Source organism: Bacillus sp. L_1B0_5, assembly GCF_000836715.1.
In the GTDB taxonomy this organism is placed as follows: Bacteria; Bacillota; Bacilli; order Bacillales; family Bacillaceae_G; genus Bacillus_A; species Bacillus_A thuringiensis_S.
The window spans coordinates 1-11,885 of the sequence record NZ_JXIS01000035.1 but is presented as its reverse complement, the minus strand read 5'-3'; the positions used below and the strand labels follow the sequence as shown (position 1 = coordinate 11,885).

Here is an 11,885-nt window from a genome sequence, read left to right as displayed (position 1 = left end):
GTTTTCATATATTAAGCAGCTTGCTTTTGGCGTTTTGGCGTTTTTGATCCTAATACTTTCGGGATAACGAAGCCATCCATTCCAAATTTCCCAGCGTTCATACCGGCAACAAGAACAAACATAGATAAGATAACCATCTCAGGGTTCACACCAATTGACCCACTAAACATATAGGAAAAGTTCATTACAAGACCAAAAAAGACCGCTGTTTTTGTTAAACAGCCTACAATTAAACCAATTCCGACTAAAATTTCTCCCCATGTTACAAGTGTATTAAACAAATCTACATTTGGAATTGCAAATTCTTGTAAGAATGATGCCCACCAAGATTGAACAGCCGGTTGTGCGCCTTTAGATTTTTCAATTGCGCCTTGCAAATAACCTGTTGCATCGAATCCTTTTCCTTGTAGTTTACCGATTCCAGCCATTAACCATGTGTAACCAAGATATACTCGAATTACTGCTAATACAAAAGAAACTGCTTTGTTTTCTCTTAAAAATTGAATAACCATATCTTCCTCCTAAAGTTGTAATTAAGTTAGTTACAGTTAATATAATAACATTAGTTACTTATTTTTCAAACGTTATTTATGAATAATTCATGACATGTGTATGAAACATTAAAAACTAACGTTTATATAGTAACTTTTATTACCTGTAAAAACTTGAACATATCATACCACAGGTGATAATCATTTTCATTGAAAAAAATGTAAAAAAATTGTGAGTTAAATGTGAAACACGTTTATTCGAATATAGAATAAACGTGTTTCACACTAATTATAGAATCGAAATGTATGTGTCTCCTCATCAATTAAACTCGCTTCTTGAAACGCTTCTTCTAACGTTTTCCCATGGTTAATAACCCCATAAAATAAGCGTATAGTAAACATAAGTGCTGCATTTCCATCTACATAATCAATCGATCCAATATATGATTTCGCACCACTATGTAAAAAAGATTTTGCAAGATTTTGCTCCCCTAATGTGCACCCGCTATTTACAATATGTGTATTATGCAATTTTGCATATTTATAAATTTCTGCTGTACCAAAATACCCTCTCGGTTCATCTTGTTCATATACTTCTTCGCTTAACTCTTCCATGACAAACTTCCCTTCTTCACCATGAAAGCAAAAAATAATATAACTAATATCGTTAAATAAGTTCTTTCCAGAAAGAACTTCCACAAAATCTTTCGGTCTACCAATCCAATATGTCACAACTCTTGCACCAAAATACTCAAGAGATGCTCGTATTGATTGCGCCTCTAAATCCGAATTAAAACCAACTACTAATGCAATATTCAACAAACAACCTCCATCCTATAATCAGCCCTTATCAATCAAACTTTTATGGGATAAATCCATTTCATATATACCTGTTTCTTTCAAAAAATCTGATCTAGTTAAAACGACTTTCTGTAAATATTGCCTATATGCTGTAATTGTTCCATCGTGAGATACAATGCAAATTCTTTCCGCACCCAGTTCATAACACCAAAGAAGAAATTCATCTACTATTTGCTGAAAACTATTCTCTGAAATAGTGTTTATACCTTCCTTCCATAACTGATTATTTGAGCTTTTCTCTATCGAAAAATGCGGAAATAACTTTGTTATCATTCCCTGCTCTACTATATAATCGCACGGTAATGTTCTCGCTTCTTCTCGATAAGGAAAAATACGCGGAGATACATATGGATGGACGATTTTTTGACAAGCTACTTTCGCACTCCATATTGTCGCCGTTTGTAAAGTTCTAAGTGTAGGACTAACAATTAATATGTCCGTTTCCTGCAATGGTACATCGCATTGAATTAAATTAGCCTGATTCCTTCCTTCATCCGTCAATGGCGGATGCAGCACTTGTAAACTTGATGGCAAATCCCTTGTATGTTCCCCTTCCCCGTGCCGAACAAAGACAATTTTCATCCCCTTCCTCCTCTCATTATGAAATCCTCTTACATATTTCTTCCCTATCTCATACTTTATTCCTGCTATATGAAAAACCGATATGTAAAAAAAATTTGACATACACAATTGGAAAACATTACAATCATTTATGTAAAATACTTTTTACAAGGGAGAGGGGAATCACAAATATGAAATGGATAATCATCTTAATTGGAATGATTATATGGGGATATATAAACGGCTTCTTTAGTAGTGATAAAACTACTAATCCCTGGATTACAGATGATGAACGTGAAACAAAAATTAAACAGAAGGCCATTATTGCAAGCTGGTCTGGTGTTTTCATGTTTTGTATCATTAACCTCTTAAACAAATGGTTAGGTGTAGGAACGAGCAATACATCACCTTACTTACCAGACCCTGTTAAAAGAAAATGTAGAGGTACAAGTTTTACTTATGTTATTCATTACGTATGGACTATTTTACGTATACTACCGACGAAAGCTAAGCGCTTAATTTTCATCTCATGATTATCCTCCTAAATGGTTATAGTAACTAGGACACAATGAAAAAAGGAGAGATATAAAAATGAGTAACTCAAATGACTTTTTAGATACTTTACATGAAAAACAAGCAAAAGATGAACAAAATAGAAAGCGCCAAGGGAACGGAAACCCAGCGAAAAAAAAGCCAAATAAAACACATAAATAACAGTAAAAAACTGCCTAAAACGATATTTTAGGCAGTTTTTTATTCTTCTTTCACCGAGATAACATTTTCCCAATTCCATTTCTCATAATACCACTCTGGTACATCTACATTTTCAATCCACTTCTTTTCATGTTTTCCATCACTATGAGCTATCCATATATCAGCTTTCTTACGATCTGAACGTATCCATATTAATTGATTGCTCTTCTTCATGAAAATTGGATGATAATCGCCTTGCTTATTAGATGACCTTGTAATTTGATATTGTTTATCGCTTGTGCTATTTATCTCATATAAAGATGGGAATGGCCTTTTTTCTGGCAGAGTTTCAAACCCTCCCTCTTTTGCTCGTGAAACGATAATTACATTATCGTTCTTCCATGTAAAATCCCAATCCACATATCCTTTCGGCGTAAATGTTTGCTGCTGGAGTGCTGGCAGTTCTTTTATTTTTAAATGTTTATTCTCTAATGCAACTCTCCCGCTTCCTTCAATATAAGCCAATATATTTTTGGATGGCGCCCATTTGAACCATTCTGTATTTAATAGCATTTGATCTACTATTTCAAACCGACTGCCGTCTGCTCGAACTAAGCAAAGCGTATTACTATCAGCTGACCATGAAGCTGTCGGTACCGCTAAAAATGAAATCCACTTTTGATCTGGTGACCACTTAAAGCCACTTGCTACTAGCGCTAGAAAATCATCATGTTCATTTGGCAATGCATACAAATGCTTCATTTTGTGAGGATTCATATGTGCATCTTTTTGCACTTCATATAGCTGAGCCCCTGTCCATCCTGTTGGAAGTAAGTGCGCTTCTGAGGATACAAGAAAGTTCTTTCCATCGGGGTACCATGCATAATCCCCTACACCAGCCGATACATTTTCAAAATCTGCATTCTTTTTTTCTACATCAAATGTATTTAATGTACCTGTAAATATAAATGCAATTATATTTTCTGTTGGTGACCATTGATAATTCGATGCTTCTGAGTGAAACGGCGTAACTTTCTTTCCGTCTTTCAGCCGATATAACTCAAGCATACTTTGTTTCTTTCCTTTTACATATGCCAGCCACTCTCCATCATATGACCACTTCGGCCCTGTTATGTACTCTCCTTTTGTAATTTGTATTTCTTTTCCATCAACTTTTATCCAAAGATTATGATGACGAATAAAAGCAACTTTCACATTATTATTTTCTGCGCTCGTGATAGTGATAGAACATAAAAACATAAACAACACTACACTACCACTTACTATTAGCCTCTTCATACCATCACTCCATTTCCCTCATAGCATTCCTCACTTTCTCCCTACAATATGTGAAAAATATCGATTCGACATAATCAGAAAAAATTTCCCAAGAAATTTTCAATCCATAGAGGATTGGTATGAATTATATCGAAAGTATAGTTTAGCCAACATTTATATTTATAATTTCCAACTAAAATGCAAGATTTTATTTCTGAATATTGGCACTTTTTATTAGGGGGAGTATCAATGAAAAAAACTACATCTACACTATTAAGCATGGCGCTTGTCTTTTCTAGTTTTGGAGCTTTAAGCGCTCATGCTGAATCACTACAAAAGGAGAAGCAATTTAGTCCACAATTAAAAACAACGATTGAACAGTGGGGAGAACATAAAATTGCTCAAAATATTGAAACGAAAACAACAAAAGAAATATCAGTAATTGTAGAATTGCAACATGCACCTCTCGCTGCTCAAAGTAATATTCAGCATGCTCCAGATTTACAAAATAGTAATGCGCAGTCTTATCATGCTGAGCTAAAAAAAGCACAAGAAGATACGACTAAGAAAATAAAAGAAAAAGCACCTGGTGCAAAAATTAAAGAAGTGTATAATACGTTATTTTCCGGATTCTCTATTTCAGTTCCTGGAGATCAAATTACCTCTCTTGCCTCTTTACCTGAAGTAAAAGCAGTCTATCCGAACTTAACATATAAATTGCATGAAACATCAAAAAGTACTACTAACGAAGAAGCACCAAATATCGGTGGACCGACAATTGGTGCACCTGAAGCGTGGAATTTAAAAGATCCATCTGGCAAACCGCTTGATGGAAAAGGCATGAAAGTAGCCATTATCGACTCTGGCGTAGACTATACACACCCTGACTTAAAGGCAAATTATATCGGTGGGTATGACACGGTTGATGAAGATAACGATCCAATGGATGGTAACGTACATGGTACTCATGTAGCTGGAATTATTGCGGGTAACGGAAAAATTAAAGGCGTTGCTCCAAACGCTTCTATTCTAGCCTATCGTGTAATGAATGACGGTGGAACTGGTACAACAGATGATATTATCCAAGGGATTGAGCGAGCGATTCAAGATGGTGCGGATGTGTTAAACCTCTCCCTTGGGCAGGATTTAAATGTACCTGATCAGCCTGTAACATTAACGTTAGAACGAGCAGCGAAACTTGGTGTTACTGCTGTCGTTTCAAATGGAAATGACGGACCAAAACCTTGGTCTGTTGATGCTCCCGGTAACGCAAGTAGTGTCATTTCTGTTGGAGCATCTACGGTTTCTATCCCGTTTCCAACATTCCAAGTAGCTGGTTCCAGCAAAACATATCAAGGATTACCGTTATCAAAATCCGATTTCCCAATAGGGAATGATTCCCCTCTTGTATACGTTGGTTATGGCAATCCAAGTGATTATGCAAAACAAGATGTGAAAGGGAAATTCGCACTTATTTTACAAGGTACTTCTAGTACATTAGTAAAAGCAGAACAAGCGAAGCAAGCTGGGGCACTTGGTGTATTATTAATCTCTAGCGAAAAAGAAATTAATATGATGCCGGAATATTTTTCACGTGAAAATCTTGCTGTCCCAGTAATGCAATTATCAAATACAAATGGGGAAGAATTAAAAACTTTAATTGCAAAACGAAAGAAAAATATAAAAATTGGACAACCAAAGCAAACAGAACTTATCGGTAACTTTAGTTCAAGAGGACCATCACAAGGAAGTTGGCTAATAAAGCCTGATGTTGTTGCACCTGGAGTACAAATTACTAGTACAGTACCGCGAGGCGGCTATGAATCGCATAACGGAACAAGTATGGCTGCTCCGCAAGTAGCTGGAGCGGTTGCCCTCTTGCGTCAAATGCATCCTGATTGGACGACAGAACAATTGAAAGCGGCTCTTGCTAACAATGCAAAAACATTACATGATGTCAATGAAAATACATACCCTGTTATGGCACAAGGATCTGGTTTAATTAACATTCCGAAAGCAGCTCAAACAAATGTATTAGTAAAACCTAACAATGTCAGCTTTGGTCTTATTAAGCCAAATAGCGGAAAAGTAAAACTGACGCAAAATGTTACATTACAAAACCTTTCTAGTAAAAAGAAAAGTTTTTCAACTCGTGTGGAATTACTAGATGCAAACACAAAAACAAAAGTAAGAGCTTCTGTCCCTTCATCGATTAGCATACAACCGAATAGTAGTACCGAAAAACCATTTACTATCACTGTGGATAGCTCACTACCACAAGGTGTGTATACTGGAAATGTATATGTAAAAGAACAAGGGGCAAAAGAAGAAATTCGAATTCCATTCACATTTAGTATCGATCCTAAAGATTATAAACGTATCGATGGACTTGAAATTATTAATTCTACTTTTAGCCCAAATGGCGACCACGTACTAGATGATAATCTCATCAACTACTATTTAGTTGCGCCTGTGGATGATGTAACATTGCATGCAAATTTAGTTTCGAAAGAACGTGTAACGTATCAAGGGATTATCCATCAAGCTAAAAATGCAACTCCTGGATACAAACCTTTCAAATGGAATGGTACAAAAGCAGATGGCACTCCTTTAGCTGACGGGCTATATCAAATCGAAGCAGTTGCTTCTAATTCTGGCGGAGAAACAAAACAAACAGCTGCTGTATTTCTTGATCGAACTGCACCTAAGTTAACATACGAAGTTGACCAAGAAAATCTCGTAATTAGAGGAAAAGTTGATGATATTCTACTGGATTGGATGTCAGAATCTGGTTGGATAGCACCTGGGATTCCAGTGAGAATGCAATATGAAATTAACGGAAATGGTGTATGGGACCAGGCATTCCTGAACCCTTGGGAGAAAAGCTATGACATTTATTTCGATCGTACTCAATTACAAGAAGGAAAAAATACTATTCACATTGTAGCAACTGATGCAGCTGGCAATACCTCTAATTTAAATGTTAATTTAGAAGTGAAATAAAGTGAAACTTTAATCAGTGGAGATTTTGTTCATCCCCACTGATTATTAGCCTTCACCAATCGGGGGTTACGGGCAGTTAGTCTCCATCTCACTTCTTTACTCCCACCGAATTTTTAGGTAAGAATTTTACTGCTCATTAACACGGGATAAAAAATTTTTGTTGACAATTTTTTTAATATAGTTTTATAATACAAAACATAGTTTAGTTGAACGAATTATATATCGGCTTTGAAGGAATACTAGTAGCGACTTATATCACTGTCTCAGAGAACTGATGGTTGGTGCGAATCAGTACATATACAAGCGTGAATTACAATTCTGGAGCTTCTTTCCCGTAATGCTTTTTATGCATGAAGAGAAAGACGGATCTTTCCGTTATCGTAAAGTGAGTGGTAAACAATTACTTGTTTACAAATAGGGTGGTACCGCGATTTTTATCGTCCCTATCGGATTTTCCGATAGGGACTTTTTTGCGTCCATCCCCTTATACAATTTCATATATACGCGTTGAAAGAATCGCAGTAGTATCTTATATCCCTGTTACAGAGAGCTAATGGTCGGTGGAAATTAGCACATATATAAGTATGAATTACAATTCTGGAGCTTCTTTTTCGTAGTGCTTTTATGCATGAAGGAAAAGACGGAATTTTTCCGTTATCATTAATTGAGATGTAAGTATATTTTCACTTACAAATAGGGTGGTACCGCGATTCTTTCGCCCCTATCGGATTTTCCGATAGGGGCTTTTTCTATTTCTCACAGAAACAGATGTTAAATAATTCCGAATCTTATGATAAAATTTTATAAGCGCTTACAAAAATGAAAGGAGGTGATACAAGCTATACGAAATCGATATTCAATTTTATTGAAAAAAAGGAGGATGTCTTAATGACAAAGAAAACAGAAATTCCATCGCATTTAAAACCATTCGTATCCACACAACATTATGATCAATACACACCGGTGAATCACGCTGTGTGGCGTTATATTATGAGACAAAATCATAGTTTCTTAAAAGACGTTGCTCATCCAGCCTATGTGAACGGACTACAATCATCTGGTATTAATATAGATGCAATTCCAAAAGTAGAAGAAATGAATGAGTGTTTGGCTCCAAGTGGCTGGGGCGCTGTAACGATTGACGGACTTATTCCCGGCGTAGCATTCTTCGATTTTCAAGGACATGGATTACTACCGATTGCAACAGATATTCGGAAAGTAGAAAATATCGAGTACACACCAGCTCCAGATATCGTACACGAAGCCGCAGGACACGCACCGATTTTACTTGATTCTACATATGCAAAATATGTGAAACGTTTTGGGCAAATTGGTGCAAGAGCTTTCTCTACAAAAGAAGAACATGATGCATTTGAAGCTGTTCGTACATTAACGATAGTAAAAGAAAGCCCTACTTCTACTCCTGATGAAGTTAAGGCTGCTGAAAATGCTGTAATTGAAAAACAAAACTTAGTTTCTGGTTTATCAGAAGCTGAACAAATTTCACGTCTTTTCTGGTGGACAGTAGAATATGGATTGATCGGAAATATAGATGATCCAAAGATATATGGTGCTGGTCTCCTTTCTTCTGTTGGCGAAAGCAAACATTGCTTAACAGACGCTGTAGAAAAGGTTCCATTTTCTATCGAAGCATGTACAGGGACAACTTATGACGTAACAAAAATGCAACCACAACTATTTGTTTGTGAATCCTTTGAAGAATTAACAGATGCGCTTGAAATATTTTCTAAAACAATGGCCTTTAAAACAGGTGGAAAAGAAGGTTTAGAAAAAGCAATTCGCTCTGAGAACTATGCAACTGCTGAGCTAAATAGTGGATTACAAATTACAGGTACATTTAGCGAGACAATTGAAAACGATACAGGTGAATTAATTTACATGCGCACAAATTCGCCAACGGCATTAGCGCTTCATAATAAACAGCTAGCGAATCATTCTACTTCTGTACACAGTGACGGATTTGGAACACCGATTGGATTACTCACTGAAAATATTGCATTAGAAAATTGTACAGACGAACAACTACAATCATTAGGAATTACAATTGGAAATATCGCTGCGCTTACTTTTGCAAGTGGTATTCATGTAAAAGGAACAGTAACAGATATTGTAAAAAACGATAAGAAAATTGCTCTTATTTCCTTTATCGATTGCACAGTTACTTATAACGCCCGCGTTTTATTTGATGCTTCATGGGGCGCATTTGATATGGCTGTTGGCTCACAAATCACTTCAGTATTCCCAGGTGCCGCAGATGCCGCAGCATTTTTCCCAATGGATGAAGAAGTTCAAGAAATTCCTGCTCCACTTGTACTGAATGAACTTGAACGTATGTATCAAACAGTTCGAGATATTCGAAATGAGGGGATTTTACACGACGCGCATATCGATCAATTAGTAGCAATTCAAGAAGTATTAAATAAATTTTATGCGAAAGAATGGTTGCTGCGCCTTGAAGTATTAGAGTTACTTTTAGAGCATAACAAAGGGCATGAAACATCGGCAGCATTACTACATCAACTTTCTACTTTCACAACTGACGAAGCTGTAACACGCCTTATTAACAATGGTCTTGCGTTACTTCCAGTAAAGGATGTGAAAAATGATGCTACGATTAACTGAAGAAGAAGTTCACGAGGAATTATTGAAGGTAGATAAATGGATGGTAAAAGATGAGAAATGGATTGAACGAAAATATATGTTTTCCGACTACTTAAAAGGAGTCGAATTTGTCTCTGTAGCCGCCAAACTATCAGAAGAACATAATCACCATCCATTTATCCTTATCCAGTATAAAGCAGTTATTATTACTTTGTCATCTTGGAATGCAAAAGGTTTAACGAAACTAGATTTTGAGCTTGCAAAGCAATTTGATGAACTATTTTTACAAAACGAAAAAGCAATTATAAGAAAATAAAAAAGAGAAGCCTTTTTAGGCTTCTCCTTTTATTTTGAAATGGATACAATGTCCAAATGGATCCTCGACTTGTAATATTCCATCTTTGTACGTAGCAATCTTGCCAATATTTTTTAAGCTTTCACATACTTGCTCTTTTTGTTTTTCATTCGCTAGTACAACTGTGAAATATTTTAAACCAACAGAACCTGGCATTTGCGGTGGTACCCCTTCACCTTGCCATGTATTTAAACCGATATGGTGATGATAACCACCTGCAGATACGAACAACGCTCCATTACGAGCTGGGATCGTTACTTCAAAACCAAGACCATCAACATAGAAACGTTTAGCTTCCTCTAAATCAGCTACATGGAAATGAATATGCCCCATCACAGTACCAGCTGGAAAGCCATTCCATGTACTTCCTTGCTGTAATAATTCTTCACCAGCTAACGGGTTACTAACAAATGGTAGTTCTCCATTCTCATCACGCCAAACTTCTTTTTGTCGATCATGATAAATTTCAATCCCGTTTCCATCTGGATCAGCTAAATAAAGAGCTTCACTAAAGTAATGATCGGCTCCACCATGTAGTGGATATACCATCTCTACAAGATGACGAAGAACATTCGCTAAATCCTGTCTACTTGGTAATAAAATTGCGTAATGATATAACCCTGTTCTTCCTCTTTGCTTCGGAAAAGCTTCTTTCTTTTCTTCAATGATAAGAAGTGGTTCATCATTTTCATTCCCAAATGTAACGACTGCTGCTTCTTCTTTTAGCACCTTCATACTTAGTACTTCCGTATAAAACTCTAGTGATTTCTTTACATTAGATACGTATAAATGAACAACATCAAGTGTTGTATCGGGATGAAGTTGAAAACTCATCTTGTTAGCCCCCCATTTAAATTAGTTCTTCTTTGACATTTTTTCTTTTAAAAAATTATCTACAAAACCATCAGCCTTTGCAACAAATAAGTATGCACCCATTGCTAATAATGCAAGTTCTAATTCGAAACCAGGATTTTTTCCATCTCCCAATAAGCCAGCTGACCATTTCACTTTTACAATTGCTCCAACCATAACAAGTGCAAATAATAATCCAATATATCTTACCCCTAAACCTAGAATTAATAATAGGCCTCCAACTAATTCAAACGTTGCTACACCGTATGCAAGTCCTCCTGGTAAACCAATGCTTGTAAACCACCCTGCAATATTGTCAATTCCTGATTGGAATTTTGTTAAACCGTGCATGAAGAATGTTACCCCTAACACGATACGAATAATTAAGTTACCAATATGTTGATTCATTTCATTCTCTCCTTTATAGTTTTCTTATACAAAACTTTTATTTACATTACAAAACATACACTAATTTTTTTTATTCGTCAATTCATTTTCACTGGGAAAAAATATATTTTTTTTGCTATGATACAAATAGTTGTTTACAAAAAGGAGCTTGATTTTATGAATATTGGTTCTGCAATACGTGAAATTCGTCAACGTAGAGGCATAACAATCGCACAAATTTGCGAGGGAACAGGTCTTTCTAAAGGATTTATGAGTCAGGTTGAAAATAATAAAACATCACCATCTATCTCAACTTTAGAAACGATCTCCAATTTTTTAAACGTTCCCCTTCCCTATTTATTGTTAGAGCAAAAAGATCGATTAAAAATTGTCAAAAAAGAAGAACGGAAATACAGTGTATACGGCAAAGATGAGCAAAGAATTGAACATGTTGCGGAGCAAGGGGGGCTTCGCCTATCTTTAGTAGAAATCCCTACTGGATTCCCGAAAGAAAACTCACCAAATGCCCATGAAGGGGAAGAATGTCACCTTGTATTACGCGGAAAACTAGAAGTTCAGCACGGTGAAGATATTGCAATTGTAGAAGAAGGTGATTCTTTCTCATGGAATGCATGCGTTCCTCATATTGTTCGTAATATAGGAGAAGAAACTGCATTATTACTCATCTCTAGTTATGCGGAAAACCGAAAACGTGTTTACTAAATAATAAAAAAGAAGCCTGTTAAACAGGCTTCTTTTTTCAGAGTGTTGGGAAACCCTTT

The 11,885-nt window shown here is 36.1% G+C and carries 11 protein-coding genes, 1 pseudogene and 2 other annotated features; of the genes and pseudogenes, 6 read left to right on the top strand and 6 right to left on the bottom strand.

The annotated features are described in order from the left end of the window. Positions 1-11 precede the first annotated feature (11 nt). The 3 genes from RT27_RS11555 to RT27_RS11545 all read right to left on the bottom strand — a co-directional run bounded on the left by RT27_RS11555 (position 12) and on the right by RT27_RS11545 (position 1,934). On the bottom strand, positions 12-512 hold the full coding sequence (locus RT27_RS11555; RefSeq protein ID WP_016080236.1) for a DoxX family protein: 501 nt from the start codon (positions 510-512) through the stop codon (positions 12-14). A 264-nt stretch (positions 513-776) separates the two neighbouring features. After that, positions 777-1,313 carry a delta-aminolevulinic acid dehydratase gene (locus RT27_RS11550; RefSeq protein ID WP_043936220.1) on the bottom strand — a complete coding sequence of 179 codons (537 nt, stop codon included), beginning with the start codon at positions 1,311-1,313 and terminating at the stop codon, positions 777-779. Positions 1,314-1,331: 18 nt separating this feature from the next. Further along, entirely contained in the window at positions 1,332-1,934 is a 603-nt protein-coding gene (locus RT27_RS11545; protein ID WP_016080234.1) for a histidine phosphatase family protein, read from the bottom strand. Between the two features lie 170 nt (positions 1,935-2,104). Between RT27_RS11545 and RT27_RS11540 the strand changes: the two are divergent. Together RT27_RS11540 and RT27_RS11535 are read left to right on the top strand one after the other, a co-directional pair. Next, positions 2,105-2,432: pseudogene (locus RT27_RS11540) on the top strand (phosphoglycerate mutase). A gap of 72 nt (positions 2,433-2,504) precedes the next feature. Further along, positions 2,505-2,627, top strand: a complete 123-nt coding sequence (locus RT27_RS11535; protein WP_000071861.1) for a DUF4023 domain-containing protein — start codon at positions 2,505-2,507, stop codon at positions 2,625-2,627. A 39-nt stretch (positions 2,628-2,666) separates the two neighbouring features. On the opposite strand, the gene RT27_RS11530 is transcribed toward RT27_RS11535, so the two are convergent. Further along, positions 2,667-3,905, bottom strand: coding sequence for a PD40 domain-containing protein (locus tag RT27_RS11530; RefSeq protein ID WP_043936218.1), 1,239 nt, complete (start codon positions 3,903-3,905; stop codon positions 2,667-2,669). Positions 3,906-4,133: 228 nt separating this feature from the next. Here RT27_RS11530 and RT27_RS11525 point away from each other — a divergent pair, with 228 nt between their 5' ends. The 3 genes from RT27_RS11525 to RT27_RS11515 all read left to right on the top strand — a co-directional run bounded on the left by RT27_RS11525 (position 4,134) and on the right by RT27_RS11515 (position 9,825). Continuing rightward, the gene (locus tag RT27_RS11525; RefSeq protein ID WP_043936217.1) at positions 4,134-6,887 is read left to right on the top strand and encodes a S8 family serine peptidase; all 2,754 of its coding nucleotides are present in this window, start codon (positions 4,134-4,136) and stop codon (positions 6,885-6,887) included. 219 nt (positions 6,888-7,106) lie between these two features. Further along, positions 7,107-7,335, top strand: a binding site (T-box leader). 50 nt (positions 7,336-7,385) lie between these two features. Continuing rightward, positions 7,386-7,613, top strand: a binding site (T-box leader). Positions 7,614-7,775: 162 nt separating this feature from the next. Further along, positions 7,776-9,530, top strand: a complete 1,755-nt coding sequence (locus tag RT27_RS11520; RefSeq protein ID WP_043936215.1) for an aromatic amino acid hydroxylase — start codon at positions 7,776-7,778, stop codon at positions 9,528-9,530. Beyond that, positions 9,511-9,825, top strand: coding sequence for a 4a-hydroxytetrahydrobiopterin dehydratase (locus RT27_RS11515; protein ID WP_016080229.1), 315 nt, complete (start codon positions 9,511-9,513; stop codon positions 9,823-9,825). The genes RT27_RS11520 and RT27_RS11515 overlap by 20 nt, the downstream gene beginning before the upstream one ends. 15 nt (positions 9,826-9,840) lie before the next feature. On the opposite strand, the gene RT27_RS11510 is transcribed toward RT27_RS11515, so the two are convergent. Together RT27_RS11510 and RT27_RS11505 are read right to left on the bottom strand one after the other, a co-directional pair. Continuing rightward, positions 9,841-10,698 (bottom strand): VOC family protein, encoded by an 858-nt coding sequence (locus RT27_RS11510; protein ID WP_016080228.1) that lies wholly within the window; start codon positions 10,696-10,698, stop codon positions 9,841-9,843. A gap of 21 nt (positions 10,699-10,719) precedes the next feature. Beyond that, positions 10,720-11,124, bottom strand: coding sequence for a DoxX family protein (locus RT27_RS11505; RefSeq protein ID WP_001071553.1), 405 nt, complete (start codon positions 11,122-11,124; stop codon positions 10,720-10,722). 156 nt (positions 11,125-11,280) lie between these two features. On the opposite strand from RT27_RS11505, the gene RT27_RS11500 reads away from it, so the two are divergent. After that, on the top strand, positions 11,281-11,826 hold the full coding sequence (locus tag RT27_RS11500) for an XRE family transcriptional regulator (protein ID WP_001020693.1): 546 nt from the start codon (positions 11,281-11,283) through the stop codon (positions 11,824-11,826). The last annotated feature ends 59 nt before the right edge of the window (positions 11,827-11,885 follow it).